Origin of the sequence: Flavihumibacter stibioxidans, assembly GCF_014332695.1 — a bacterium.
Lineage (GTDB): Bacteria > Bacteroidota > Bacteroidia > Chitinophagales > Chitinophagaceae > Flavihumibacter > Flavihumibacter stibioxidans.
Window position 1 is genome coordinate 689570 of sequence record NZ_MBUA01000001.1, and the last position, 26320, is coordinate 715889.

General features: G+C 47.5%; 26 protein-coding genes. 12 read left to right on the top strand and 14 right to left on the bottom strand.

What is annotated here, in order from left to right; genetic code table 11:
- Positions 1 to 23 precede the first annotated feature (23 nt).
- The 5 genes from BC349_RS02895 to BC349_RS02915 all read left to right on the top strand — a co-directional run bounded on the left by BC349_RS02895 (position 24) and on the right by BC349_RS02915 (position 4214).
- Positions 24 to 1088 carry a hypothetical protein gene (locus BC349_RS02895; protein ID WP_187255232.1) on the top strand — a complete coding sequence of 355 codons (1065 nt, stop codon included), beginning with the start codon at positions 24 to 26 and terminating at the stop codon, positions 1086 to 1088.
- A gap of 1 nt (position 1089) precedes the next feature.
- Positions 1090 to 1464: a preprotein translocase subunit SecG gene (gene secG, locus BC349_RS02900; RefSeq protein ID WP_187255233.1), complete on the top strand. Its 375-nt coding sequence runs from the start codon at positions 1090 to 1092 to the stop codon at positions 1462 to 1464.
- Positions 1465 to 1541: 77 nt separating this feature from the next.
- A complete protein-coding gene (mltG, locus tag BC349_RS02905) occupies positions 1542 to 2588 on the top strand; it encodes an endolytic transglycosylase MltG (RefSeq protein WP_187255234.1) in 1047 nt (348 codons plus the stop codon).
- A gap of 5 nt (positions 2589 to 2593) precedes the next feature.
- The gene (locus tag BC349_RS02910) at positions 2594 to 3562 is read left to right on the top strand and encodes a YihY/virulence factor BrkB family protein (protein WP_187255235.1); all 969 of its coding nucleotides are present in this window, start codon (positions 2594 to 2596) and stop codon (positions 3560 to 3562) included.
- A gap of 49 nt (positions 3563 to 3611) precedes the next feature.
- A complete protein-coding gene (locus BC349_RS02915; protein ID WP_246456765.1) occupies positions 3612 to 4214 on the top strand; it encodes a thioredoxin family protein in 603 nt (200 codons plus the stop codon).
- 83 nt (positions 4215 to 4297) lie between these two features.
- On the opposite strand, the gene BC349_RS02920 is transcribed toward BC349_RS02915, so the two are convergent.
- A complete protein-coding gene (locus BC349_RS02920; RefSeq protein WP_187255236.1) occupies positions 4298 to 4774 on the bottom strand; it encodes a TlpA disulfide reductase family protein in 477 nt (158 codons plus the stop codon).
- 108 nt (positions 4775 to 4882) lie between these two features.
- Here BC349_RS02920 and BC349_RS02925 point away from each other — a divergent pair, with 108 nt between their 5' ends.
- Positions 4883 to 7963: an AsmA family protein gene (locus BC349_RS02925; protein WP_187255237.1), complete on the top strand. Its 3081-nt coding sequence runs from the start codon at positions 4883 to 4885 to the stop codon at positions 7961 to 7963.
- A gap of 65 nt (positions 7964 to 8028) precedes the next feature.
- Positions 8029 to 10449: a sodium-translocating pyrophosphatase gene (locus BC349_RS02930; RefSeq protein WP_187255238.1), complete on the top strand. Its 2421-nt coding sequence runs from the start codon at positions 8029 to 8031 to the stop codon at positions 10447 to 10449.
- 140 nt (positions 10450 to 10589) lie between these two features.
- On the opposite strand, the gene BC349_RS02935 is transcribed toward BC349_RS02930, so the two are convergent.
- Entirely contained in the window at positions 10590 to 11084 is a 495-nt protein-coding gene (locus BC349_RS02935) for a MarR family winged helix-turn-helix transcriptional regulator (RefSeq protein ID WP_187255239.1), read from the bottom strand.
- Between the two features lie 135 nt (positions 11085 to 11219).
- Between BC349_RS02935 and BC349_RS02940 the strand changes: the two genes are divergently transcribed.
- Together BC349_RS02940 and BC349_RS02945 are read left to right on the top strand one after the other, a co-directional pair.
- Entirely contained in the window at positions 11220 to 11603 is a 384-nt protein-coding gene (locus BC349_RS02940; RefSeq protein WP_187255240.1) for a BlaI/MecI/CopY family transcriptional regulator, read from the top strand.
- Position 11604: 1 nt separating this feature from the next.
- The gene (locus BC349_RS02945) at positions 11605 to 13482 is read left to right on the top strand and encodes a M56 family metallopeptidase (RefSeq protein WP_187255241.1); all 1878 of its coding nucleotides are present in this window, start codon (positions 11605 to 11607) and stop codon (positions 13480 to 13482) included.
- A 26-nt stretch (positions 13483 to 13508) separates the two neighbouring features.
- Here BC349_RS02945 and BC349_RS02950 read toward each other — a convergent pair whose 3' ends face one another.
- Complete coding sequence (locus BC349_RS02950) at positions 13509 to 14174, bottom strand: WbqC family protein (RefSeq protein ID WP_222840055.1); 666 nt, start codon at positions 14172 to 14174, stop codon at positions 13509 to 13511.
- Positions 14175 to 14563: 389 nt separating this feature from the next.
- Between BC349_RS02950 and BC349_RS02955 the strand changes: the two genes are divergently transcribed.
- Positions 14564 to 14911 carry an LEA/WHy family protein gene (locus BC349_RS02955; protein WP_187255243.1) on the top strand — a complete coding sequence of 116 codons (348 nt, stop codon included), beginning with the start codon at positions 14564 to 14566 and terminating at the stop codon, positions 14909 to 14911.
- A 121-nt stretch (positions 14912 to 15032) separates the two neighbouring features.
- On the opposite strand, the gene BC349_RS02960 is transcribed toward BC349_RS02955, so the two are convergent.
- Positions 15033 to 15398: a heavy-metal-associated domain-containing protein gene (locus BC349_RS02960; RefSeq protein ID WP_187255244.1), complete on the bottom strand. Its 366-nt coding sequence runs from the start codon at positions 15396 to 15398 to the stop codon at positions 15033 to 15035.
- Positions 15399 to 15423: 25 nt separating this feature from the next.
- Positions 15424 to 16059, bottom strand: a complete 636-nt coding sequence (gene pyrE, locus BC349_RS02965; protein ID WP_187255245.1) for an orotate phosphoribosyltransferase — start codon at positions 16057 to 16059, stop codon at positions 15424 to 15426.
- Between the two features lie 85 nt (positions 16060 to 16144).
- Between pyrE and BC349_RS02970 the strand changes: the two genes are divergently transcribed.
- Positions 16145 to 16795, top strand: coding sequence for an NUDIX hydrolase (locus tag BC349_RS02970; RefSeq protein WP_187255246.1), 651 nt, complete (start codon positions 16145 to 16147; stop codon positions 16793 to 16795).
- Positions 16796 to 16800: 5 nt separating this feature from the next.
- Here BC349_RS02970 and BC349_RS02975 read toward each other — a convergent pair whose 3' ends face one another.
- From BC349_RS02975 to prfB, 7 genes are all read right to left on the bottom strand, one after another.
- A complete protein-coding gene (locus BC349_RS02975; RefSeq protein ID WP_187255247.1) occupies positions 16801 to 17235 on the bottom strand; it encodes a hotdog fold thioesterase in 435 nt (144 codons plus the stop codon).
- Between the two features lie 2 nt (positions 17236 to 17237).
- Complete coding sequence (gene coaD, locus BC349_RS02980) at positions 17238 to 17711, bottom strand: pantetheine-phosphate adenylyltransferase (protein WP_187255248.1); 474 nt, start codon at positions 17709 to 17711, stop codon at positions 17238 to 17240.
- Between the two features lie 17 nt (positions 17712 to 17728).
- A complete protein-coding gene (locus tag BC349_RS02985) occupies positions 17729 to 18661 on the bottom strand; it encodes an aspartate carbamoyltransferase catalytic subunit (protein ID WP_187255249.1) in 933 nt (310 codons plus the stop codon).
- Between the two features lie 19 nt (positions 18662 to 18680).
- Positions 18681 to 19202, bottom strand: coding sequence for a bifunctional pyr operon transcriptional regulator/uracil phosphoribosyltransferase PyrR (gene pyrR / locus BC349_RS02990; protein WP_187255250.1), 522 nt, complete (start codon positions 19200 to 19202; stop codon positions 18681 to 18683).
- A gap of 107 nt (positions 19203 to 19309) precedes the next feature.
- On the bottom strand, positions 19310 to 19855 hold the full coding sequence (locus BC349_RS02995) for a porin family protein (protein ID WP_187255251.1): 546 nt from the start codon (positions 19853 to 19855) through the stop codon (positions 19310 to 19312).
- Between the two features lie 145 nt (positions 19856 to 20000).
- Positions 20001 to 21632 carry an L-glutamate gamma-semialdehyde dehydrogenase gene (pruA, locus tag BC349_RS03000; RefSeq protein ID WP_187255252.1) on the bottom strand — a complete coding sequence of 544 codons (1632 nt, stop codon included), beginning with the start codon at positions 21630 to 21632 and terminating at the stop codon, positions 20001 to 20003.
- Between the two features lie 17 nt (positions 21633 to 21649).
- A protein-coding gene (gene prfB, locus BC349_RS03005; protein ID WP_425489722.1) for a peptide chain release factor 2 occupies positions 21650 to 22748 on the bottom strand; the annotation gives its coding sequence in 2 pieces (ribosomal slippage) (positions 21650 to 22696 and positions 22698 to 22748; 1098 coding nt in all).
- 258 nt (positions 22749 to 23006) lie between these two features.
- Between prfB and msrA the strand changes: the two genes are divergently transcribed.
- On the top strand, positions 23007 to 23603 hold the full coding sequence (msrA, locus tag BC349_RS03010) for a peptide-methionine (S)-S-oxide reductase MsrA (protein WP_246456766.1): 597 nt from the start codon (positions 23007 to 23009) through the stop codon (positions 23601 to 23603).
- A 282-nt stretch (positions 23604 to 23885) separates the two neighbouring features.
- Here msrA and BC349_RS03015 read toward each other — a convergent pair whose 3' ends face one another.
- The gene (locus BC349_RS03015) at positions 23886 to 24620 is read right to left on the bottom strand and encodes an acyl-CoA desaturase (protein ID WP_187255255.1); all 735 of its coding nucleotides are present in this window, start codon (positions 24618 to 24620) and stop codon (positions 23886 to 23888) included.
- 52 nt (positions 24621 to 24672) lie between these two features.
- On the bottom strand, positions 24673 to 26295 hold the full coding sequence (locus BC349_RS03020; protein WP_246456767.1) for an ABC transporter substrate-binding protein: 1623 nt from the start codon (positions 26293 to 26295) through the stop codon (positions 24673 to 24675).
- Positions 26296 to 26320: the final 25 nt, after the last annotated feature.

Here is a 26320-nt window from a genome sequence, read left to right on the forward strand (position 1 = left end):
CTGTATATTGCCTGCTCACTGAAATGGAACTAAACAAAACCATACAGCATTATTTTCACCAGCCGGCACTGGAAAGTGTCAGCCTGTCTGAGCTTGAAAAAGCCGTGCAGCGTTACCCATATAGTGCTGCTTTGCAATTCCTGCTCCTGAAAAAAATGCAACAGGAAAAGGATCCCGGTTTTGACAGGCAATTTGCTGTGGCTTCCTTATATTATTCCAACCCCTGGTTGTTGCGCGACCTGTTACAGGCCAGTCCCCATCCTTCTCAACAATCGGTTCATACCGGTTTCGAACAGGTTGTTACGCAAAAATCAACGGCTTCGTCCGGCACCATTGAAATCGTTGAAGAAACTGTGCCGGAAGCTATTGAGGAACAGCCCCTCGCACCCGAAACCGGACTGACAAAACCGGAAATCAATGAAGAAGCTGCTTTCCCCGAAGTACTGCCAACATGGCCACCTGTGGAGGAAGCCGAAACTGTAGTTGCGGAAACGAAAGCCGAAACACTCGCCGAAATCGACCAGGTTTCAGCTGAAAAGCCGGAAGAAACAGCAGAAATAACGGCCACACCAGCTTCGGTTAAGGAAATGGAACCCAAACCTGAACCACGCCCGGAAACGCCCGAAGAATCTGAATTGCGGACAGAACTCCTGATGAAGGAATCCCCCATCCGGATACCATCCCTGCGAGATCTGAGTCCCCAGACAGATGAACTGCCCATTTTTGAACCTTATCATACCATCGATTATTTCGCTTCACAGGGAATAAAACTCAGCCATGAAATGCCGGTCAATGACAAGCTGGGGCGACAGATGAAGAGTTTTACAGAATGGATCCGCACCATGAAAAAGCTGCCACAGTCGCAGATCGAGCGCCAGTTGCTCATCGCTGCTACCGGGGAAAACATCGTTGCCATGGCGGCCGGATCCGTGAAAATGAAGGATGTAGTCACCGAAACCATGGCCGAAGTGCTGGTTAAACAGGGGAATATTGCCAAAGCCATCGATTTGTATAATAAATTAAGTTTGGCTCATCCCGACAAATCCGCTTATTTTGCGACTCGAATTGAACAATTAAAACATAGTTAAGATGATGATTTTGTTCCTGATCCTGGTAGTATTGGCCAGTGCGATTCTTGGTTTTGTGATCCTGGTCCAAAACCCCAAAGGTGGTGGTCTGGCCGGAAACGTGGGCGGACTCAGCAACCAGTTTATGGGTGTCAAACAAACAACGGATGTATTGGAAAGAGGTACCTGGATCTTCGCTACCGTGGTAGCGCTGCTCTGCCTTTTCTCTGCTATTTTTATTCCACAGGCAAGCAGTTCCGATAATAACCTCCTGGAGCAACTGAATACCAAGCCAGCTGCAACTGCACCGGCCCCTGCCCCTGCCAACCAGGGTGCACAGCCATTGACCCCGGCTCCCGCCCCGGCCAATACCCAGCCGCAGCCTGCCAACAAATAATTTAGCCGAAAGCTACTACTGAAACCCTGCTCAACCGGCAGGGTTTTTTGCTTATTTTACACAGCAATCAAGGATCCATGAAAAAAATCTTAGTATTCATCCTGCTTGCGGTACTGGCTATTGCAGGCTATATGGCCTGGCTGCTGCTGGGACCCGCCACCGCTTTTAAAGAAAAACAATTCAACCTGGAAATTCCCACCGGCAGCAATTATGAAGCGGTACAGGAACTGCTTGAAAAAGGCCCTGTCATCAACCATCCGAACTTGTTCAATTTGGTGGCCAAACAACTGGGCTATCCCGAAAAAGTGAAAGCCGGCCGCTACATCATAAAAAAGGGCTCCAGCCTGCTTTCCATCATCCGAAAACTGCGCAATGGCCGGCAGGATCCGGTTAACCTGGTTATCACCAAACTGCGCACCAGGGAAGATTTTGCTTCTCTCGCCGGCCGTAAATTCGAATTTGATTCTGTGAGCTTTCACAGCTACCTGAACAACAACGATTCCCTCCGGCAGTTCGGACTCGATTCCAATACCATAATGGCAGGCATACTGCCCGATACCTATACCTTTTTCTGGAACACCACCCCCTCCCGAGTATTGCAAAAGATCCTCAGGTCCCGGGATGCATTCTGGACGACCGACCGGCTTGCGAAGGCAAAGAAAAAGGGATTTACGCCCGAACAGGTGGTTACCATCGCTTCCATAGTGGAAGAAGAAACGAATAAAAACGATGAGAAGGATACCATTGCGAGCGTCTACATTAACCGCCTGAACAAGGGCATGAAACTGGGAGCGGACCCCACAGTAAAATTTGCATTACGCGATTTCAGCCTGAAGCGGATATACAACAAACACCTGGCCGTTGAATCACCCTGGAATACCTACCGGGTAACAGGATTGCCTCCCGGCCCGATCTGCACACCGCAGAAAGTTACCATTGATGCCGTCCTGAATGCCCCTGCCACCGATTACCTGTTTTTTGTAGCCCGTGCAGATTTTTCCGGCTACCATGTCTTCGCTGAAAATTACACGGAACACCTGGTGTACGCCAGGGAATACCAGCAGGCCCTTGATGCCTATATGAAGAAAAAAAACCAGCCCGAGGATACCGGAAACGGCAATTAAACAACATGACCAAACTCGAACGCATCATACTGAACACTCTGCCGGTAAGGTTCCTGATCAGCAAGAGCAAGAAGATCGTGCTTCCCGGCTTTGAAGGCCTGCCCCTTTATGATGTGATCGTTTTTTTCATCCGGCAGGTACAGAAAGTGGGTCTGAACGACCGTGCAGCGGCCATCTCCTTCAACCTGCTGATGGCTATTCCTGCTGCCACGATTTTTCTGTGTACGCTGATCCCCTACATGCCGTTTTCAAAACAGATCACGACAGAACTTTTATCGCTTACTCACGACCTTACCCCCGACTTAAGCACTTACCTGATCGTAAAAGATTTCCTGGAAGACTTCCTGGAAACACCCAGAAGCGGTCTGCTCTCCTTCGGTTTCCTGGTAGCTGTATATTATGCCTCCAACGCTGTATTGGGTATCATGCGCACTTTCAATAAATCGCTGCTCTATTCCACAAGCAAAAATTTCCTTGAAAACCGCTGGATGGCAGTTAGAATCACGACAGTAATCATCTTTCTGGTATTGCTGGCAATTTTACTGATGATGGCTCAGGGCACCCTGCTCAACTGGGTGCTGGATCGTATCAATCTTAATACCCCCATCATTAACTGGCTGGTGAAAAACCTGCGCTGGATTTTCATAATAGCCCTGGTATATTATACTATTGCCATTATTTACAAATATGGCCCGGCTATCCATGAACGTTGGCAATTGTCCTCGCCGGGAACAATTTTTGCAACCGTACTGATCATCATTACTGTTATCATCTTTTCCATCTGGGTAAATAAGTTCAATAATTTTAACAAAGTGTATGGCTCCATCGGTACCATACTGATCCTGATGTTGCTTACCTATTTCAGTTCCCTGGTACTACTGATTGGATATGAACTGAATGTGAGTATTCATTCGCTGAAAATGATGGCGGCGGAGCGTGAACGCAAGGAAGCGCATACAGCACACCAGTTGTAAAAAAATACCGAACTTTATGCAGATCCGGTTGCTACCTAAAATGGAACATATGAAAAGTTTAATCATTCTTTCCGCCATTGTATTGTCGGCATTTGGCTACAGGGCTCAGACCGATCCCCTGCCAATAGGTTCTCCGATTCCCAAAGCGGAGCTGAAAATGAAAGATGTTTCCGGAAAACTGGTTTCACTCTCCGATGTCAAAACCGGGAACGGATTGCTGGTAATGTTCAGCTGCAATACCTGTCCCTATGTGGCCAAGAACCAGGCACGCACCAGGGCCATTGCAGGTTTTGCCATCCAGAAGAATGTCGGTGTCATTGTCCTGAATTCCAATGAAGGCAGCCGGAATAATGAAGATTCCTACAAAGCCATGCAGCAATATGCTTATGCGCAACAGTACAACTGGGCCTATTCAGTAGACAGTAACCATGAGCTGGCTGATGCATTCGGTGCTTCACGCACCCCTGAGGTTTACCTGTTCGACGGCAACGGAAAACTGGTCTACCGGGGAGCAATAGACGATAGTCCGGCAGACGAATCCAAGATCAAAAGGCAGCACCTGAAAGAAGCTATTAACGAAATGCTTTCCGGCGCGGATATTTCCGTAAAAGAAAGCAGGTCGGTAGGATGCAGTATCAAAAGAAAAGGCTGATCAACTGGCCGGTCCGGGCCTTTTACCCGAATATGTCACGGGTAGGACCATGCAAAACCAATGGGGCCGGCAGGGTTCGCAGATTACTTTATCAGTTCCGTAAATGCAAGCCTGATCTGTGCTTCCGTCATCGGGCGGTTCACGAATTTTCGGTAAGACTTCCTGTTATTTACCCATAAAGTCACGGGTATCGCTCCCTCCCAGCCCGGGTCAATGCGCGGGCAGAAAGTATCCGCATTGGTCTCATCAAGCCAGAACTGGGTTGCGTTGGTAAACTGCCTGGTCTTCAGAAATGTTTCCACTTTGGCGGGATAGTAGTCCGGCAGGTCGAGACTCACCAGCACCAGTTCAACGGAATCCTGTTTTTCTGCTGCTGACAGGAAATAAGGCAACTCATCTATACAGGGCTTACAGAAAGTGGCCCAGAAATTAACCACCAGGGGCCTGGGGCTGGAATTTATATAGGACTCCAGTTCACCAATGGAAATCTTTCTGACTACTTGCCCTGAAACGGTGCCCAGCAGGAAAAAATACAGTAAAAAACAGAGAATCTGCTTCATATGCTAAATTAAGCGGTTCTGCCATCAATAACACCACAACAGTTGCGCCGGTTTACCGTTTATCTTTGCCGGGCATGATATTTTCATGCTTCTATAAAATCTTATACCATGTTGAAAAAAATCCTGGTAATAATCGGTGTTCTGATCCTCCTCCTGGTGATAGCGGCCATCGCTACGCCCCTACTTTTTGGCGGTAAGCTGAAAGAGCTGGCCAGGCAGGAAATGAACAACCAATTAAAGGCTAAATCCGGATTTGATGACGTTTCGGTGTCCTTTTTCCGCCATTTCCCCAAACTATCCGTTGGGCTGCAAAAATTGTATATCACCGGTCCCGAGCAGTTCGCTGCCGATACCCTGGTCTCGGCTGATCGCATAGATATTGCTGTGAACCTGTTCAGCCTCCTGGGCAGCGGACCGGTTTCGGTGTCGAAAGTAGTGCTCGACAAACCCCGCATTCATGCTATCATCGATAAAAACGGGGCGGTGAACTGGGATATCATGAAAGCTTCCGGGGAAGAAACATCCCCAGATACCAGCAGTTCCGGCTTTTCCGTTGACCTGAAAGGATATGAAATAATTGATGGCTACCTGCGGTACGATGATGAGGAAGGCAATATGCATGCCCTGGTTACCAACCTGAACCACCAGGGTAGCGGTAATTTCAGTGCAGATAACTTCCTGCTGAAGACCAGCACAAATGCCGGCTCGGTGAGTTTCGATTACGAGGGCATCCCCTACCTGGTAAAAACCATCACAACACTGGATGCCGATTTCGATATTAATACCACCGACAGCAAATACAGTTTCAGCAAGGCCACTGCAAAACTGAATGAACTTGAACTTAATGCCGACGGGTATTTCCAGCTTGTAAATGATTCCACCTATGGAATGGACATAAAATTCAGCACCCCTTCCAATGAATTCAGGAGCATTCTTTCACTGGTTCCGTCCGTTTACCAGAAAGATTTCAGGGACCTTAAAACCAGTGGCACCGCTGCATTTGACGGATTCGTAAAAGGGATATACAGCACAGGTGTAATGCCCTCCTATGAGGTCAATTTATCTGTTAAGGATGGCTTCTTCCAGTACCCCGATCTTCCCCAGCCGGTGCAGGACATCAACCTGAAATTAAGGGCATCTAACGTAGACGGACAACCGGATAATACGGTGATTGACATTCCGGCCGCCACGCTGAAATTCGGAAAGGAACCCTTTAGTTTCCGGGCCCTGTTTAAAAATCCTGAGACCATTCAATATATTGATGCTGCTGCCAAAGGCAGGCTTGACCTGGGGACGGTTGGGCAGTTCATAAAACTGGAAGAAGGTACCAGGATAGGCGGGCAGGTAAACGCAGATATTGAGGCGAAGGGCAACCTGAATGTAGTGATGCAGCAGAAACCCGGCCCCTTCCAGGCAAAGGGACTTATCCAGCTTGTCAACCTGCTCTATGCTTCCAAAGAATTTCCGCAGCCCATTAAAAATACCAATGCCACCATCAACGTATCGAACCCTGATGGTGTGCCGGATCATACTGTCATCAATATCCCGGCGGGGCATGCAGAATTCGGTGAGGATAAAATTGATTTCAGTCTATTACTGACCACCCCTGCTACCGATCCCAATTTTGATGCAACTGCAAAAGGAGGTTTTGATCTCGCCCGCGTAAAACAGTTCTATGAATTTGAACCGGGCACCAGCCTGGCGGGGCACCTGAACGCGGATGTCCGCATCAAGGGGAAAAAATCAATGATCGACAAGGAGCAATACGAGGCGATCCAGTCTGGTGGAACGGTGGTGCTGCATAATATCATATACAAGACACCCGAATATCCTGATGGACTGGCGCTGAAGAATGCCAATTTGAATTTTACACCGAAGGATATTGCCATCAGTAACGCCAATGGCAGCTTCATGCAAACCAATTTTACAGCTTCCGGAAAGATTACCAACGCCATTGGTTATGCGCTGAAAGATGAACCCCTCAGTGGCAGCATGCAAATGGATGCAGACAGGATCGACCTTAATAAGTGGATGGGCACGCCGGCACCGGATGAGCCCGAAGCCGCCGGCAGCCAGCCATTTGCCGTACCGGCCAATATCAGGTTCGCGGTGAATGCCGGGGTGGATGAAGTAATCTATGACAAGGTCAGCTACCGTGATGTAAAAGGCAGCCTGAACATTGCCAATGAAACTGTAACCCTGCAGAACCTTAACATGAATGCGCTGGATGGCAGTATTGGTCTCAGCGGCTCCTACTCAACCCGTGACAGTAAGACCAAACCTGCCATCAGCCTTGCATACCAGCTGAATAACCTGGACGTAGAGAAAACCTTCAAGGCATTTAATACGGTGAAATTCCTGATGCCTGTCAGTGGTTTTATTTCCGGTAAACTCAACTCCGGATTAACCGTAAACGGCCGCCTGGGTGAAGGCATGATGCCCGACCTGGCCTCCCTGAATGGCAATGGCATGATCCTGCTCATAGAAGGTTTCCTGAACAAATTCAAACCGCTGGAAATGCTCGCGGAAAAATTCAGGATCAATGAACTGGAGAAGATCAGTGTAAAAGACATCAAACAGTATTTTGAATTCGTGAACGGCAAGGTTCTGGTGAAGCCGTTTACCGTTAGGCTCAAGGACATTGAAATGGAAATCGGCGGCATGCATGGCTTTGACCAGACGCTCGATTATGTAATCAACCTGAAACTGCCCCGGTCCAAACTGGGAGCGGAAGCCAACCAGTTGGTGAACGGACTGGTTTCGGAACTTACTAAAAAAGGAGTGCCGGTGCAGATGGGCGAAACCGTTAGCCTGAAAGTGAATATGGGTGGAAGCATTACCAATCCCACCCTGAAATACAACCTGCAGCAATCTTCCGCCAGCCTGGCCACTGAACTGGAAGCCAGGGCCAGGGATATCGCGGCCGAACAGAAGGCAAAAGCCGACAGCCTGGTAGGCATTGCGCAGAAAAGAGTGAAGGACTCCCTGGATGTACTGAAAAAGCAGGCCGTTCAGGATGCAAAAAAGGCTCTGCAGGACCAGCTTTTCAGCAAAAAAGACAGCACGGCTGGGGTGGATACTGCGGCTAAGGCAACGCCAAAAAGGGCTGAAGAAGCAGCAAAAGACATCCTGAAAGATTTATTGAAAAAGAAAAAGAAAGCGGTCGATACCACCCAAAAACAGCAATAGTTCTTTTTTTAAGCTTTTCTCCCCTATTTTTGCCCACTCTAAAATTTTGTTAACAAAATTTCATTATGGACAAATTGTTTTACCTGGTTCCGGCAATGGGTGTGATAGGATTACTGTACACCTTTATCAAGTTTGCCTGGGTATCCAAGCAGGATGCAGGTTCCGACCGCATGAAAGAGATCAGCAACTACATCGCTGAAGGTGCCATGGCCTTCCTGAAGGCCGAATGGAAGATCCTCGGATATTTTGTGGTGATTGTTGGTATTTTATTAGGCTTTATGGCCAGCAGGAATGAACATTCCCACTGGAGCATTGCCCTGGCATTTGTAGTAGGAGCCGTATTCAGCGCCCTCGCCGGTTATATCGGCATGCGCATTGCAACCAAATCCAATGTGCGTACTGCCCAGGCAGCCCGTACCAGTTTATCAAAAGCATTGAATGTATCCTTCACCGGCGGTTCCGTAATGGGATTGGGTGTAGCCGGCCTGGCCGTACTCGGACTGGGTGGTCTGTTCATTGTACTGGTGCAGTTTTTTGCACCCGGACTGGCAGCCAATGACCACCTTGTAGCCAAAGCCATCGAAGTATTGACCGGTTTCTCTCTGGGTGCCGAGTCCATCGCCCTGTTCGCCCGTGTGGGTGGAGGTATCTATACAAAAGCTGCCGATGTGGGCGCTGACCTGGTAGGTAAGGTTGAAGCCGGTATTCCGGAAGACGATCCTCGCAACCCCGCCACCATCGCCGATAACGTTGGTGATAATGTAGGTGACGTGGCTGGTATGGGTGCCGACCTTTTTGGTTCCTATGTAGCTACCGTTCTGGCTACCATGGTACTGGGACAGGAAACCATCGCCACAGATGCGTTCAATGGTTACTCTCCTATCCTGCTTCCCATGCTGATTGCAGGCGTTGGTATCCTTTTCTCTATCGTGGGAACCTGGTTCGTACGCATTTCCGACAATGCCGGCATCAGTACCGACGCGGTTCAGAAAGCCCTGAACATGGGCAACTGGGGATCCATCATTTTAACTGCTATCGCATCTTACTTCCTCGTACAATATATTCTTCCTGATACAACTATGATCCTGCGCGGTTTTGAATTTACCAGCATGGATGTGTTCTATGCAATCCTGGTAGGATTGGTTGTAGGAACCCTTATGAGTATCATTACCGAATATTATACCGCCATGGGCAAACGCCCGGTGATGAGCATCATTCGTCAATCCGCCACCGGACACGCTACCAACGTTATTGGTGGTCTGGCCGTTGGTATGGAATCAACCTTCCTGCCGATCCTGGTGCTTGCGAGTGGCATTTTTGGTTCATATTATTTCGCGGGATTATATGGCGTGGCCATTGCAGCCGCCGGTATGATGGCTACAACCGCCATGCAGCTGGCTATTGATGCATTTGGTCCCATCGCAGATAATGCCGGTGGAATCGCTGAAATGAGTGAATTGCCCAAAGAAGTGCGTGAGAAAACCGACGTACTGGATGCAGTGGGTAACACCACTGCCGCAACCGGCAAAGGTTTTGCCATCGCTTCTGCTGCCCTCACCGCCCTGGCCCTGTTCGCTGCCTTCGTTGGGGTATCCGGAATCAGCGGCATCGATATTTACCATGCCGATGTACTGGCCTGTCTCTTTGTGGGTGCAATGATTCCGTTCATTTTCTCCTCCCTTGCCATCCGCGCAGTAGGTGAAGCGGCCATGGCAATGGTTGAAGAAGTTCGCCGCCAGTTTAAGACCATTCCAGGTATCATGGAAGGAACAGGAAAGCCCGAGTATGACAAGTGTGTGGCTATTTCCACCGATGCATCTATCAAGAAAATGATGCTGCCCGGTGCTATTGCCATCATCTCTCCCCTGATCATTGGTTTCCTGTTCGGACCAGAGGCCCTCGGTGGATTCCTCGCCGGTGCTACCGTTAGCGGTGTACTGATGGGAATGTTCCAGAATAACGCAGGTGGAGCATGGGATAATGCCAAGAAATCTTTTGAGAAAGGCGTTGAGATCAATGGCGAGATGTTCTACAAAAAATCAGAACCCCACAAGGCTTCCGTAACAGGTGACACTGTTGGCGATCCCTTCAAGGATACTTCCGGACCTTCAATGAACATCCTCATCAAACTGATGAGTATCGTTTCCCTGGTAATTGCCCCAACGCTTGCAGACCTGCACAATACCAGGGCTGAATCCGGTGCAGCTAAAGTGGAGAAGAAAATGGAAATCAGGGTTACTGCACAGAATTCTGGCGACGCTGCCGTTCAGATTGCCGGAACCGATGCCGACAAAGCCCTGAATGAGTTCATTGCCACCCTGCAAAAGGACGGTTTTAGCCAGAATGGAGCCCTGTCCGTTGATTTCAAAGGCGGTAAGCTGACCATCAACGGAACTGAGCAACCTGCCGATGTAGTTAAGAAATATGAAAACTTTCTTAAATCAGGCCAGGAAATTTCCTTTTCAATTAATGTAGATGAGAAATAACTCCTACATTTGTACCAGAAACTAATCAGATCCAAATACCAAAAGTCCCGACGTGTCTACGCCGGGGCTTTTTGTTTTAAGGCAATCGCTGAGGCATCAGATGGTTTATTCCGGATGTCAACCGGTTAGCAATGCCGTCTTCATTGACCTGGAATGACAGGTTCATTATCTCCCCCGCAATTTCCAATAACCCTGTTCAGCAAATCTTTTAATATATCAAGGTTGACTTGTGTGATCCCCCGCAAAGCCTGCTGCCGGTTTTCGATTGCCCGCGGCAGAACTGCTTCAATTAGTTCTTCGGCGCTGGGCGAAAGAATCAGTTCAGACTGACGGCTATCTTCCTGGTGGTTGGTCCGGAATATCAAGCCCTTTATCACCAGGGTCCTGATGATCCGGGTGATGGCGGCCCGGTCCAGGAAGACAGATTCCGCAATCTGCTGCTGGGTGAATCCCGGATTATCATAGACCATTTTCATGACAAGGAGCTGGTCGAGGGTAAAATCCCCAAACTCCCGGGCAAAATGTTGCTGGGCATAATCACGGTAAGAATGAATTGATTTTTCCAAAAGGTAGAAAAAGGAGGCGCATTCATTTTCCTCTTTCCATTCTTTTTGCCTGATGTCGATTTTTTCCATTTATTTGATACAACAACGTTTGATATATCAATATTATAAAGTATTTTGATTTTCTGCTGGTTGTTATCCAATTTTTAAAGGGTGTTAACTTTTATTTACGAAATCAATCGTATATTCGGCAACAAATCCCCCGTCATGGCTTCAACCAAGTATATCAAACCAACCGAGAGTGAACTGGAAATTTTGCAGGTTCTCTGGAACAAAGGGCTTGCAAGCGTCCGGGAGGTTCACGAGGAATTATCCAAATCAAAAGATGTAGGTTATACCACCACCCTCAAGTTGATGCAGATCATGAATGAAAAGGGATTGGTTAAGCGCGACGATTCGGTGAAAACGCATATTTACCAGGCAGCTGTAAGCCGGGAAAAGACCCAGAAACATTTACTTGGTAAAATGATTGACGGCTTGTTTGGGGGTTCCCCAACCCAGTTGGTAATCCAGGCCCTTGGAAATCACAAAGCTTCGGACCAGGAACTGGAGGAAATCCAGAACCTCCTGAATAACCTTAAAAAGCATTGACATGCCCAACCTTCCCCAGGCTGCTTTATTGGAAGCCCTGGGTTGGACCATTGTAAACAGTTGGTGGCAGTTTGGAATTTTGTGGCTCTTGTTCCTGTTTATAAAGAAGGTCCTGCCAGGAATGCGTTCCGCCCAGCGGTACAACCTTTTGTTAGTTTTACTGATGATAGGTTTATCATGGACTTTGTTGTCCTTCCTGATTCGGCTCAATGCTGATGACTCCTCCGTATTTGTGCCGGTTAGCACCCTGCAGGATAACCTGGCCCTTACCCTGTACGGAAAACTACATTATTGGGCAGGTTTAACGCTTCCTTATTTATCGTTAATTTATCTTATCTGGCTGTTTTTTAAACTATTACAATTTACTCAGCAACTTTGGAAGACCCATCAGGTAACGATGGAAGGTTTGGTTAAAGCCCCTGTAAAATGGCGGATTTTCCTCGAGTCCATCAGTGGCCAAATGAATATTAGTCCGCGTATCCGCCTCTGGCTTACTGAAAAAATTGATACCCCGATGATTATTGGCTGCCTAAAGCCAATGATCCTGCTTCCGGTTTCCGCCTTTAACCAGTTAAATACCGAACAACTGGAAGCCATACTAATCCATGAACTGGCACATATAAAAAGAAATGATTATTTCTGGAATTTGCTGGTAGCCCTGGCGGAACTTGTAATGTATCACAATCCTTTTGCCCGGTTACTGATCAATGCCATCAGGGAAGAGAGGGAACATTCCTGTGATGACCTGGTATTACAATTTCCTTTTATTCCTGCAGAATATGCCGATGCGCTGCTGCAACTTGAAAAAAATCGGCGGTCGGCCGAATCCCGGCTTTTAGTGGCAGCCCGTGGAAATAGCCGGAAAGTTTTATTAATTAGGGTGCAAAGAATGCTGAATATGCCAGTGTCCAGACAAAAGACACACTGGAAGGTTGGCTTACTGGCCTCAGTGGCGGGCTTGCTTGGCTTCTTTGCCCTGGTAGGTCCCGGTAAGGGAAACAGCCGCCTGGTAAGTGTACCGACAATAGTTTCACCGGCAGTCAGCCAACCAGGTACCTTCCAGGAGATGAATGGATTGCCCCTGATTAAGGAAGCATCAGATCCTGTTCAGGCTTCCGAAATGAAGGATGGGGATGCTCTTTTTGAAAAACTTGCAAGCAGACAGGGTCCGGGAATTTCACCGGGGGATGATACTGCCGGGGGAAATGTCAGCAACCAGGATGCCCCGGGTACTTCAGGATCAGACATTAATGAAAGAGGTTCCCAGTTGTTATGGGTTGCCAACGAAAAGGAATTTGCACGCTATGAGAAAGCGCTTGCAAAAATAGAAACTGAAACGAAAGCCTACACCCTCAACCTTGAAAAGATCAACCGTCCGGAAGAAGCATCCTTCCTGTACCAATTACCATACGTACCAAAGAACAGTTTCCAGGCCAGCGGCCAGGCGGATACCCTGCCGGATATGGCGAATGTTGAAATGCTGGACCTGAAGGCAATGGAAGCCGCCCTGCAGGTTAAACTGGCCATGGAGCAGATCAACTGGCAAAGGGTGCTTTCCGAATTGCAGGAAAAAGGCGCTTCAGTTGAAACCATGAAGCTGGAACTGGAAAAATCAATGGCTAAACTGGATTGGAACCGGGTCCGGGAAGAGGCCAAAACTGCCCTCAGGGATCTGGAGGAAAGTCATTTAATGAATAAACTGACCACCATACTGCAGCTTCAGGCAGAGTATGAACAGCAGGAAGCCGAGTTAAAAAAGCTTCACAAACAACTTGACCACCAGCAGGACTTACTCAAACAACAACTCCGGATCCAGGAACAGAAACTTAGGAAATTACCAAACGCCGGTAGTCCCAAAAAGAAAATCGTCCACATCTAAGCCTGCCACCTCCTCCCCCTCATCACTCATTCATTCTGCAAAATCCCAATTGCTGCCGGCCCTTCGCAAAACAACAAATCCAGGATCGATAGTCCGGGTATGAAACCCGTTCTCTCTTCAAATACCTGGGCATATTTTATTCCCCCGCCTCCCTCTTCAATCCATTCATCCATATTCCCCGGGCGGTAAAAATTCGTGTAATCATTCCCGTCGGGTCTCACCCGTCGGGTGGCACCCGACGGGTGAGACCCGACGGGTGAAATGAACTGCCAGTCGATTGGCTGGCCCAGTTGATCGTTCACCCAATCCAGGCAAGCCAGGTTCCAGTCCTGCAGGAACTGGTATTGCTTTTTATACAATTCTGCCAGATCGTCACGATAATGCTCAAACCAGGGAGACCGGTTATAACAGGAACAAATAGCCCTGAAATGATCCGTGGCCCATCTTCCTCCTGCGATTTTCACCTCCTTATAGAGTTGCCTCTCATTCCTGCCATCCAGGATCGGAACCGACAAATTCATCCTTCCATCTGCCCCGGCCAGCCATAAACGGTTCCGAAAACTCATTTTTGAATGATACTCATATTCAGAAAATTCTATATGCTTATATTTAATTGCTTTTTTAAACCAATAAACATTTCCAAAATATTGTAAATCAACTGATAATGTATTTATTGATGTATTTTTTTCCATTCAGTTTATATTTATTAAATTTCGCCGTTTTATTGCCTTTTAAACGTAGTAATTATTACTTTTAAAATATCTATTTATGTGTATATTTAATTGCAAAAGAATGATTTATAATTAATTTTTGCAACTAAAATTATTAGCTCATTCTATCTTCTATTAAATTTCCGGTCAATCCTCCAAAGGCCAAAAATATTGGCACTAAAGATAGCGCATTTTAAGAAATTGAATTTGCTGATAAATGGCCAATCCCCTATTTTGCCATCATTATGGTCAAATCAATTTCCGGGCGTCTAAACCGCCTTAAAATCACGTTTACTGCCCTCTCCTTTTTAGTGCTGGCAGCATGCAAACAGCCCCAGATACCAGAGTACCAGGCTTTCGAAAATTTCCGCTTGTCTAAGATTGGAATGAATGAAACTGTCGTTTCGGCAGATTTGAAGTATTTCAATCCGAATGAATACGAACTGCAATTCAAGCGGGCCGACCTCGATATTTCCCTGAATGACAAGTATGTTGGCAAGACGGTCCTCGATACCCTGATCCGGATTCCAGGGCGGGATACCTTCTATGTTCCGGTTCAGATGAAGGTGAACCTGAAGCAACTTTTCAGTAATGCGTTTTCCATGCTCCTGACGAACGAGATGGAGGTAAAAGTGAATGGCGTGATCCGGATCGGGCGATCGGGATTCTTTATGAATATGCCAGTGAATTATTCCGGAAAGCAGGGAATTGACTGGTAAAAATGGTACAGGTGTGGAGGACAGAGAAGAAACTTCCCGCAAGTGAATGAACTCTCCGGAAAACCAGGGGCAAAAAAAATCCGGCCCCACCGGGACCGGACATATGATATTTTTTCTGTTATTATTGCTTTTTCATTCCTCCTCCATCTTCCGGCTTTTTACAGCACTTGGGCAGTTTGTTGTAAGCCTCTTCGTTGGCAGTTACATCATCTGCATCATATCCCGCATTGGCAATAGCGGTCTTGACGTTTTCGATATTGGTGCGGTCGGTATAAAAACTCACTTTGGTTTGTTTCCTTTTGTAGTCTACCACCGTTTTGGTCACACCCTCTTCCCTGGCCATAAAAGATTCAATCTTCTTTTTGCAGGTTTCGCATTGTACCGTGGGGGTATTGATTGTAACAGTCTGGAGTACTTTTTTGGCCTGCGCCATGGTCGTACCAACAGAAGCCACCACCATCAGCATGAGCAGGTATATCTTTTTCATAGTAGAATTATTTATATCGAATGTACTAAAGTCCGGTCCAGTTTGCCGGGTCTTCCCTCCATTTTAACAGAACAGGTTGCATGGACGCGTCAATGATTCCTTTTTCCAGGGCCAGTCCTACAAGGTTCTCGTAGTTGGTGAGGGACCGGTAAGGCACGCCCGCATCGGCAAATGCCTTGTCTGCGACTCCAAAACCATACGTGAAGATGGATACCATGCCGATCACTTCCATACCAGCCGCCCTCAGGACATCCACCACCTGGAGGCTGCTCTTCCCTGTAGAGATAAGGTCCTCCACCACTACCACTTTGCTGCCGGTTTCATAGGCACCCTCGATCTGGTTGCCAAGACCATGCTCCTTGGGTTTGGGTCTTACATATATATAAGGCAGTTTCAACTGGTCGGCCGCCATTGCGCCCCAGGCAATACCCGCGGTGGCCACCCCTGCCAGGATATCGGCTTCGGGAAACTGCTCGAAAATGACATTGCACATTTCGGATTTAATAAAATCACGTACATAGGGGAAGGACAGTACTTTTCGGTTATCACAGTAAATGGGACTCTTCCAGCCACTGGCCCAGGTAAAGGGTTGTTCCGGACTCAGCCTGATGGCATTGCTCTGAAGTAATTTTTCAGCTACTGCTTTTTCGTTCGACTTCATGTTATCTTTATTTTGTATTCGCGTCTGACGCGCGTCTGACGTATGTCAGACGCGCGTCAGACGCATAGCCGCAAAAATAGTCCATATGTTCATCAAAATTTACTTTGGCGGGAAACCGCTTTTTCTTTGTGACGAGATCAGTCCGGACATCGAACATTACCTGCACCATGACGATGCAATATTTATAGATGAGTTTTCCACCCCGGCCCTGCGGTCCATGATCCATGAGATGGATCTGCCCCAGGTTCATGCGGGCATCCTCAAACATCCGAACCTGAAGGATCTGCAAAATGCATTCTGGAAAAAATTTACCGTTATCAGGGCCGGCGGCGGGGCTGTCTGGAATGAAAATGACCAGTTGCTCTTTATCCACCGTCGGGGAAAATGGGATTTGCCCAAGGGTAAACTGGAGGAGGGCGAAACCATAGAGGAATGTGCCATCCGGGAGGTCATGGAGGAAACGGGTGTCAGGAACCTGTCCATCACCCGCACCCTGTCAACCACCTATCATACCTACCACGAAAGCGGAAAACACATTCTAAAAGAATCCTACTGGTTTGAAATGAAAACCACCGGGGAACAGGATATTGTTCCGCAAACGGAAGAGGACATTCATGCCATCGAATGGCTTGGGGAACAAAATTGGGACCAAGTGATGGAGAATACGTTTCCGAGTATCATGGACGTACTGGAAGAAGTAGGCAAGATGAGAAATGGTGAAATAGAGAATGGGTGAAATAATCAGGAGCGGCTTTTCAGTATGGCCACTGTCAGCCGGCTGATGCAAACCAGTTTACCCTGCTGGTCCTCTATACGAATCTCCCAGACCTGAGAGGATGCACCCCGGTGAACAGGTCTGGCCGTTCCGAAAACCCGGCCCTCCCGGACGCTGCGGATATGGTTGGCATTGATTTCCATCCCCACCGCAATCCACTTTTCGGGATTAACGGACATGGCTGCCCCCACACTGCCAAGGGTCTCGGCCAATGCCACAGAAGCCCCACCATGCAGCAAGCCATAGGGCTGCTGCGTCCGGTGGTCCACTGGCATACTGGCAACCAGGAAATCAGGACCGATTTCTTCCCATCTTATTCCAAGATGATCGCCCATGGTATTGGCACCAAGGAGCTGAAGTTCTTCCAGGGAAAGTGCGGGATTGAACCAGATAACATCCATGCTTAACCGTTTTGGTGTAAACTTTTAAAAACTACATCCGGAATAAAAGGAGATGCGTCACCGTTATTGCGGATGATATCCCTCACAATGGTGGATGCTACTGAAGTATATTTCGGTTCCCCGGTGAGGAAGATGGTTTCTATATCCTTGTCCATGGTCCGGTTGGCATCAGCGATGGTTTTCTCATATTCGAAATCGCTCACATAACGAATACCCCTGAGAATAAACCTGGCCCCGATCTCTTCGCAGAATTTGATCGTCAGCCCCTCATAAACTGCCCCTTCTACTTTGGGTTCATCCTTGAATATTTCTTTGATCCACAACAGGCGCTGTTCCGGTGAAAACATGGGTGCCTTGGCGGCATTCAGGCCGACCCCGACAACAATTTTGTCAAACAGGGGAAGCGCCCTGGTGATGATATCTACATGACCCAGGGTAATAGGATCAAACGTACCTGGAAAGAGGCAAATTTTCATATATTGATTTATAGGATTTAACCTTCTCCCCGACGTCCGGCCAGTAAATAAAGTACAGCCATTCTTACGGCCACACCGTTTTCAACCTGGTTGAGAATAATTGACTGTTTGCTGTCGGCTACATCACTGTCCAGTTCCACCCCGCGATTGATGGGACCAGGGTGCATCACCAGAATTTCCTTATCGAGATTATCGAGCAGGCTTTTTTTCACACCATAAGCCAGGTTATACTCACGCAGTGAGGAAAACAGTACCTGGTTCTGTCTTTCGAGCTGGATCCGTAACACATTGGCCACATCGCACCACTCCAGGGCTTTTTTGAGATCGTATTCCACTCTCACATCAAAGGATTCTGCCATATGCTTGGGAATCAGTGTGGGTGGTCCGGCTACGGTTACATCAGCCCCCATTTTCTTGAGCAGATAAATATTGCTGAGTGCCACCCTTGAATGCATGATATCCCCGATGATGGCAATCTTTTTACCTTCGAGCGTTCCTAAACGCTCACGAATGGAAAAAGCATCCAGCAAGGCCTGCGTGGGGTGTTCGTTGATACCATCGCCGGCGTTCACGATCGCAGCTGGAATATGTTTGGCCAGAAAATGCGGAGCACCACTGGCACTGTGGCGCATTACCACCATATCCACTTTCATGCTAAGGATATTGTTTACCGTATCCAGCAGGGTCTCCCCTTTTGAAACGGATGAACCACTTGCAGAAAAATTGATGGTATCGGCGCTGAGCCTTTTTTCCGCCAGTTCAAATGAAATTCTGGTCCGGGTTGAATTTTCGTAAAAGAGATTCACGATGGTAACATCGCGCAGGGAAGGAACTTTTTTGATCGGCCGCTGGAGAACCTCCTTGAACTGGGTGGCCGTATCTAAAATAATCTGTATATCCTGGGGAACAAGATCTCTAATGCCGAGTAGATGTTTAGTACTGAGTTGCATTAGGGTGCAAAGTTAATCGTTAGAGTAATACCACTTCATCCTTTCCGTCATTTTCCTGCCAGCAAACTTTTACCCGCTGCGAAATGATCGAATCAATTGACTTTCCGGTATAATCGGGCTGGATAGGTAACTGCCGGCTGAACCTGCGGTCGATCAGCACGCAGAGCTCCACTTTGGCCGGCCTTCCGAAATCGAGCAGGGCATCCATGGCTGCCCGTATGGTACGGCCGGTGTACAATACATCGTCTATCAGGATTACCTTTTTATTTTCAATGGAGAAACTGATGTCGGTTTGGTTGGCCACATGTAATTCCTTGCGCACGTCATCACGATAAAAAGTGATGTCCAGCACTCCGTATTTCATGGCGGCACCGGGTGCGTTGGCCCTTATTTCTTTCACGATCCGGTCACTCAGCCAGATACCCCTGGGCTGAATACCGATTATGCAGGTATCAGACAAGTCGGCACAGTTTTCAAGGATCTGGTGACTTAATCTTTTTATGGTGATCGCCAGCTGGTCGCCGCTGAGAATGGTTTTCAATGCTTCAAATTTCCGCTAAAATAACGCATACTGGCCTTTTGATGAAACCGTGATAAAAAAACGGGGCAGGTTTTAGCCCGCCCCGTTGGAAAACAATCAAAAATCAATTAAAGATGGATCTGGAATCCAAGTCCCACACCAAAAATATTGTTCCTGCCATCCACATCCTTGATCTTGGTCGAATTATAAAAAACATTCAACTCAAGGGCTGTATTTTCAGTCAGGAAAAATGCAGGGCCTGCGGAAATGGTAAATCCGCTGTATTTTGTCTTGTCTTCTTCACCTTCAGCTTCCTCTTTTTGGCTGCCAAAAGAATAGGATGCATCTCCGAATAATTTGATTTTTTCGGAAAGTGGCACAAAATAATAACGCACAAATGGTGCAACTGCCACAGCGTTTGACTTTTCCTTAAAATCACCAACCTTCGTAGTGGCAGTTCCCAGTTGCAATCGCAGACCACCCGCCAGGTTATCGATGAAGAAATAACCGGCATCAGGATTGAAATTCAGAGTAGTGATCTTCAGGTCCGATTCCGAATGTTTTGAAGAGGCAAAAGAAGCATTTCCTCCAACCAGGATTTTACCTGTTTCAGTTTGCGCAAAGCCAGCTGCACTTAAAAAACAAGCCGCTCCAAGAATCAACATTTTTTTCATACGTGGAATTTAAAATTAATGGACCTAAAACGTGTAGCATGGTTTCTTATTTTACCGTTTATTCGAAAAAATCTGAACTTGAAAAGTTGGCATAAAAAAACCCATTCGCTTTTTCGAATGGGTTATTCCATATTGAATCAGATTATTATGCTTCCTGTAAAAAAGGATAACGGTAATCCGTAGGCGGATTGAATGTTTCCTTGATGGTCCTTGCACTAAGCCACCTGTAGAGATTCAGCATGGAACCCGCCTTGTCATTGGTTCCGCTGGCCCTGGCACCGCCGAATGGCTGCTGGCCAACCACTGCACCTGTCGGCTTGTCGTTGATATAAAAATTTCCCGCAGCGTTCCGCAGTTTGTTCACCGCAAGTTCCACGGCATCACGATCCTGGGATATAATAGAACCAGTCAGTGCATAGGGTGATGTTGTATCAACAAGATTCAATGCTTTTTCAAAATCGTTCGCATCATAGGTATAGATGGTCAGAATGGGTCCGAACAACTCCTCACACATGGTAACATATTTCGGATCGCGTACTTCTATAACGGTTGGTTCAATAAAGAATCCTTTGCGTTTATCGCAGTTTCCTCCCACCAGGATTTTCGCCTTGCGGTCTTTGCGTGCGTTGTCGATATACTTCTTCAGTTTATCATAGCTCTTCTCATCAATCACTGCGTTCACGAAATTGCTGAAATCCTCTACGGATCCCATTTTCATGCTGGTGATCTGGTCAACCAGTTTCTTCTTCACAGCATCCGCAATGTTGGAAGGCAGGTAAGCCCGGGAGGCGGCAGAACATTTTTGTCCCTGGTATTCAAAAGCGCCACGGGCCAGGGCTGTAGCCACTACATCAGGATCAGCACTCCTGTGGGCAATCACAAAATCCTTTCCGCCGGTTTCGCCCACAATACGCGGATACGACTTGTACATACCGGTATTGGCGCCAATGGTTGCCCACATATGGTTGAACACGCCGGTGGACCCGGTAAAATGCACCCCGGCAAAATCGCGGTGGTTAAAGCAAACTTCCCCAATTGTGGGACCATCAACATAAATGAGATTGATTACACCATCGGGTAAACCGGCTTCCAGCAGGACACGCATGAACATCTGGGCGGAATATATCTGCGTATTGGCAGGTTTCCATACTACGGTATTGCCACACATGGCTGCTGATGTCGGCAGGTTGCCGCCGATGGCCGTAAAGTTGAAAGGAGTAATCGCCAGCACAAATCCTTCGAGCGGGCGCCATTCCATACGGTTATGTATACCCGGACTGCTGATCGGTTGTTGCTTATAGATTTCGCTCAGAAAATGAACATTAAATCGCAGGAAATCGATGAGCTCACAGGCGCTGTCAATCTCGGCCTGGAAAATATTCTTGCTCTGCCCCAACATGGTAGTTCCGTTGATATAGGGCCGGTACTTGGTTGCCAACAGGTCAGCTGCTTTCAGGAAAATATTGGCGCGGTTCTCCCAGCTCATACTGGCCCAGGATTCCTTTGCCTTCAGGGCAGCATCAATGGCCTGTTGAACATGCTTTTTCTCACCAGCATGAAAATAACCCAACACATGCGCTCTTTCATGCGGAGGATGAATGCTCACTTTATTTCCGGTGCGGATAGCGCGACCACCAATATACATGGGAATATCTGCTTCCTTTTTCTTCAGTTCAGCCAATACTTTTTTCTGCCTGAGTTTCTCAGGAGATCCGGGTGCATAGGATAACACCGGTTCGTTGGCCGGAAGGGGGTAAGAAAAATAACCTAAACTCATAGTGTGTGTTTTATGTGTTAGCTAACAGGTTCGTCTTCTTTCTGGCTCATCAGGTAAGCTTTGATGAATCCATCCAGTTCTCCATCCATAACCGGCTGGATATTTCCGACTTCAAAATCGGTTCGATGGTCTTTGATCATTTTATATGGATGGAAAACATAACTCCGTATCTGGCTGCCCCATTCGATCTTTTTCTTGTTGGCGTTGGTAGCGTTTTTTGCTTCTTCCCGCTTGCGCAATTCTTCTTCATACAAACGGCTTTTCAGCATTTGCATGGCTTTTTCGCGGTTACCCAACTGGGTTCTTTCGGTCTGGCAGATCACTACAATTCCGGTAGCCAGGTGGGTCAGCATTACCTTTGTCTCCACCTTGTTTACGTTTTGTCCGCCTGCACCACCGCTTCGCGCGGTTTCCATTTTCACCTCACTGTCCTTAACCTCTATTTCAATGGTATCATCAACGAGTGGATAAACGAAAACAGATGCAAAAGATGTATGCCTGCGGGCGTTGGAATCAAAGGGTGAGATGCGCACCAGGCGGTGTACACCACTCTCCCCTTTCAGGAACCCATAGGCGAAGGGACCATCAAACTGGAAAGTTGCACTTTTGATACCGGCTCCATCACCATCCTGCCAGTCGAGTTCGGTCACGGTCCAGCCCTGCTTTTCGCCGTACATGCGGTACATGCGGCTGAGTATCTGGGCCCAGTCCTGGCTCTCCGTTCCACCTGCGCCGCTGTTGATCTGCACCACGGCAGGCAGCTCGTCTTCAGGCTGGTTCAGCGTGCTCTTGAACTCGGCATCCTCCACCACTTCCAGTGCCTTGTCGTAAGCCTGTCGGACTTCCTCCTCTGTGGCTTCACCGGCTTTCCAGAAATCATGGAGCACAGCAAAATCTTCCACGGCCGTATCCACCTGGTTAAACAGGTCAATCCAGTATTCGTGTACCTTAATCTCTTTGAGAATGGCGGTGGCGCGCTGGTTATCATCCCAGAAACCCGGCGCCAGGGTTAATTGTTTGTCTTGTTGGATCTTGTCGGTTCTGTTAGCGACGTCAAAGAAACCTCCTTAGAACCGAAACCCGCTCCCGTAATGTTTTCAATTGTTCTTGTGTCATAGCGGGGGCAAAGATAGGTTTTCATGTCAAAAGTTCTATATTTAAGTCCGGACTGTTAAGGCTTTCTTAAGTTAATGCTTTCTTAAAAGGTAAAACCTTAACGGGAATCCCCATCCCTAACCAAATAGCAATCGTAACTTGCATTGTTACCTTTTTTAAACTGAAATGAAGCGTTTGAATATATATCTACCCCTATCCATATTGGTATTATATCAACTGCTCAGCGGTTGTGCACAGAAAGAAAATCCCAACAGAACTATGAGCAATGATGTAATGTATGCAGGAGCGTATGCACAAACGGATACTGCCACTTTAGGTGCCGGATGTTTCTGGTGTGTGGAAGCGGTATTCCAGCAACTGAATGGCGTCCTAAAAGTTTCTTCGGGTTATTCCGGCGGCTCTGTGGCCAATCCCACTTATGAACAGGTATCGGAAAAAAACACCGGCCATGCAGAAGTGATCCAGGTGGTGTATGATCCATCTATCATCACATTCGATGAGTTGCTGGAAGTGTTCTGGCAGACACATGATCCAACTACACCCAACAGGCAGGGAAACGATGTTGGTCCACAGTATCGCAGTGCCATCTTCTACCATAACCAGGAGCAGAAGGAAAAAGCAGAATACTACAAGGAGCAGCTAAACAGGAGTGGTTCCTGGAACTCACCCGTTATAACCGAAATAGCACCTTACAAGAATTTCTATATTGCAGAAGACTACCACCAGAACTATTACCTGAACAATGGGACCCAACCATATTGCTATTTTGTAATCAGGCCTAAGATGGAGAAATTCGAAAAAGCTTTTAAGGATAAGCTGAAGCGCACGAACCAGGTGCAGACGAGGAATAAATGATAAAGTGCGAGGTAACAATTGGCATACTGAGCAGAACTCTGAAGTATATAAATAAACGAGGCGCAGAATCATTCTGCGCCTCGTTTATTTATGTAAAGTTGACAAATCCTTGATTTCACCCGTCGGGAGGCCTTTCGCTGTATTCCGGAGGCCACCCGGACGGGAGAAAACTTCGTAGTACTGTTCACCTTTGATTTCACCCGTCGGGAGGCCTTTCGCTGTATTCCGGGGGCCACCCGGACGGGAGAAATCTCCCCAATCCGGACGGGAGAAATGACCTATTTACGCTTTCTTAAACTTGATGATGCCTATGAAATTCATCAGCTTCATCACGTGGAATGTAGGATCCAGCTCAAACCACTTGCGGGCGAAGTTTGGGTTCTCCCCTTCTTTATGGTGATTATTCTGGAATAATTCACCCAGCAGGAATATCCCCCAGGGCTCAGAATTTTTGGAATGATCGTCATTGGAATAGTTCGCATAACCATACTTGTGACCACACCAGTTTACGATAGCACCTTGAACGGGTCCCATCAGGAAGTGAATCGGTAACAGCAGGAACCACCAGGCATTCGGTGCATAGATTACATATACCATTGTATAGGCAATAATGAAAAACAACCGAACCACCATGTTATCACCAAAACGGTCGAGTTTTTCCCAAACAGGCAGGTACTTCTGGGTGAACTTCTCGTCCGGCATATTCTTGCGGGTAACAAAACTATTGTAGATATTCCTGGTATGCATCATCATACCCCATACATCCTTGAAGAAATGGGGGCTGTGCGGATCCTTTTCAGTATCACTGTATTCATGGTGCATGCGGTGCATCACGCCATAGGCACGGGGTACCAGGTAAGAAGATCCCTGCGTAAACCAGGTTGAAAGGTAAAAAAACCTCTCCCAGCCCTTGCTGGTGGTATACATTTGGTGGGAAGCAAACCGATGCAGGAAAAATGTGTGGAAAAACAGAGACAGAAACCAGTGAGTGATAAAAAACGTGAGAATAACAGCCATGAGAAACTTTTAAAAAATTAATGGGCAAAGTTACACTAAACTGACCAAATTATCACTCAATTTCTACTTGTCTGAGTTCCAATAAGTTCAGACCATTAGGACGAAAATCCTTCACATTTGGTTGCACGAGGCGAATCACTTCATCATACCACAAAGGTACCACCGGCGCGTCCTTTAACAATATATTATCCATTTCCTGGTAAAGCCTGAAACGCGCACTGTCATTGGTTTCCAGCAGTGCACGCTCATAAAGTTCATCAAAGGCAGGATTCTTATACCGGGTATAATTTGGTGGCGCCGGATTGTGTGAATAGAACACACTTAAATAATTTTCAGCATCAGGATAATCAGCAATCCAGCTGCCCCTGAAGAACAATGCCTGTGATTGCGCGGTTTGTTCAAGCAAAAGACTTTTTTGCACCACTTCAACTTTAACATTTAGCCCCAGTTCTTCCAGTTCGCGTACGATATAACTTGCCAGTTCCGCATAAATCGGGATGGTCAGCAACCGGATTTCCCCCAATCCCTTACCGTTGGGAAAACCTGCTTCGGCCAACAGTTTTCTTGCCGCGAGGGGATTGTACTGGTATCCCCGTACAACCATTGAATCAAAAGATGGCAAACCTGCGGGCACAAACCCGCTTTCTGCCGCAATGCCGATGGAATTGCGCAGGTACAACATCATTTTCCTGCGGTCGAATCCATAGTTGATGGCTTGCCGAACGGCCCTGAACCGCAAGGGCGATGCTTTCACCAGCGGATTCAATGAATCCACCAGGATACCCAGGTACTCGGTATTTAAATAGGGATGTTTCGATAGCCGGATCCTGCCTTCCCAGTCTTTCCGCAACTCGCCGCGCTTGTTTAATACCTCATCCTTAAAAGATGCATCGATATCGTTGACAAAATGAAGTATGCCCTGGCGGAACAACAAAAACTCGGTGGCCTTGCTGTCATAAAAACTTACTTTCACTCCGTTCAGGTAGGGCAGGCGCCTGCCGGCTGAATCGAATTCAAAATATTGTTCATGTCGCCGCATAATGAGCGATTGTCCTTCTTCCATCGCCACAAAACGGAAGGGACCGGTTCCTACCGGATGCGACCTGAAACCCGCACCATAATTCGCCACCGCCTCTTTGGGAATGATGGAACAATACTGCATACTCATAATGCCCAGGATCGGAGGAAAAGGCCGCTCCAGTGTCAGTTGAAAAGTGCTGTCATCCAATGCAATAAAACCGCCTTCTTTTTTTACCCGATCATTGAAGATCCATGCGCCACTGCTGGCCGTGGACGGATCCATAATCCGCTGCAGGCTGAATACCACATCATCCGCCACCATCCGCCTGCCCCTGCCCTCCGGAAAACAGGCATCATCATGAAAAAAGACATCCCCCCTTAAATGAAAGGTATAAACCAGTCCATCCCCGCTCACATCCCAACTTTTGGCCAGGGATGGTTTGATCCTGAGTTGCTCATCCACTTCCACCAGGGAATTGTACATCTGGTGAACAGCCCACATGATGCTTTGGTTCTTGGCAAAAGCCGGGTCAAGGGAAGCTATACCCGAAGATTCGTTGTACAGGAAAAACCCTTTCTCCCTTGAATTTCCCGACCTGCAGGAAGTAAACAGCAGTGCGGCCACTGCAAATAAAAGGAAGGATCGGCTAATCAAATGGAAGGGCATTTTATATGAAGGG

Excerpts from the sequence above, each read along its gene's own strand:
- BC349_RS02970 (WP_187255246.1), top strand. The coding sequence starts at position 16,145 with ATGTTCATCAAAATTTACTTTGGCGGGAAACCGCTTTTTCTTTGTGAC.
- secG (WP_187255233.1), top strand. The coding sequence starts at position 1,090 with ATGATGATTTTGTTCCTGATCCTGGTAGTATTGGCCAGTGCGATTCTT.
- BC349_RS02925 (WP_187255237.1), top strand. The coding sequence starts at position 4,883 with ATGTTGAAAAAAATCCTGGTAATAATCGGTGTTCTGATCCTCCTCCTG.
- BC349_RS02915 (WP_246456765.1), top strand. The coding sequence starts at position 3,612 with ATGAAAAGTTTAATCATTCTTTCCGCCATTGTATTGTCGGCATTTGGC.
- BC349_RS03015 (WP_187255255.1), bottom strand. The coding sequence starts at position 24,620 with ATGGCTGTTATTCTCACGTTTTTTATCACTCACTGGTTTCTGTCTCTG.
- BC349_RS02910 (WP_187255235.1), top strand. The coding sequence starts at position 2,594 with ATGACCAAACTCGAACGCATCATACTGAACACTCTGCCGGTAAGGTTC.
- BC349_RS02935 (WP_187255239.1), bottom strand. The coding sequence starts at position 11,084 with ATGGAAAAAATCGACATCAGGCAAAAAGAATGGAAAGAGGAAAATGAA.
- BC349_RS02960 (WP_187255244.1), bottom strand. The coding sequence starts at position 15,398 with ATGAAAAAGATATACCTGCTCATGCTGATGGTGGTGGCTTCTGTTGGT.
- BC349_RS02975 (WP_187255247.1), bottom strand. The coding sequence starts at position 17,235 with ATGGATGTTATCTGGTTCAATCCCGCACTTTCCCTGGAAGAACTTCAG.
- BC349_RS02930 (WP_187255238.1), top strand. The coding sequence starts at position 8,029 with ATGGACAAATTGTTTTACCTGGTTCCGGCAATGGGTGTGATAGGATTA.
- msrA (WP_246456766.1), top strand. The coding sequence starts at position 23,007 with ATGAGCAATGATGTAATGTATGCAGGAGCGTATGCACAAACGGATACT.
- BC349_RS02920 (WP_187255236.1), bottom strand. The coding sequence starts at position 4,774 with ATGAAGCAGATTCTCTGTTTTTTACTGTATTTTTTCCTGCTGGGCACC.
- BC349_RS02995 (WP_187255251.1), bottom strand. The coding sequence starts at position 19,855 with ATGAAAAAAATGTTGATTCTTGGAGCGGCTTGTTTTTTAAGTGCAGCT.
- pruA (WP_187255252.1), bottom strand. The coding sequence starts at position 21,632 with ATGAGTTTAGGTTATTTTTCTTACCCCCTTCCGGCCAACGAACCGGTG.
- BC349_RS02950 (WP_222840055.1), bottom strand. The coding sequence starts at position 14,174 with ATGGAAAAAAATACATCAATAAATACATTATCAGTTGATTTACAATAT.
- BC349_RS02945 (WP_187255241.1), top strand. The coding sequence starts at position 11,605 with ATGCCCAACCTTCCCCAGGCTGCTTTATTGGAAGCCCTGGGTTGGACC.
- pyrE (WP_187255245.1), bottom strand. The coding sequence starts at position 16,059 with ATGAAGTCGAACGAAAAAGCAGTAGCTGAAAAATTACTTCAGAGCAAT.
- mltG (WP_187255234.1), top strand. The coding sequence starts at position 1,542 with ATGAAAAAAATCTTAGTATTCATCCTGCTTGCGGTACTGGCTATTGCA.
- BC349_RS02985 (WP_187255249.1), bottom strand. The coding sequence starts at position 18,661 with ATGCAACTCAGTACTAAACATCTACTCGGCATTAGAGATCTTGTTCCC.
- coaD (WP_187255248.1), bottom strand. The coding sequence starts at position 17,711 with ATGAAAATTTGCCTCTTTCCAGGTACGTTTGATCCTATTACCCTGGGT.
- BC349_RS02940 (WP_187255240.1), top strand. The coding sequence starts at position 11,220 with ATGGCTTCAACCAAGTATATCAAACCAACCGAGAGTGAACTGGAAATT.
- BC349_RS02895 (WP_187255232.1), top strand. The coding sequence starts at position 24 with ATGGAACTAAACAAAACCATACAGCATTATTTTCACCAGCCGGCACTG.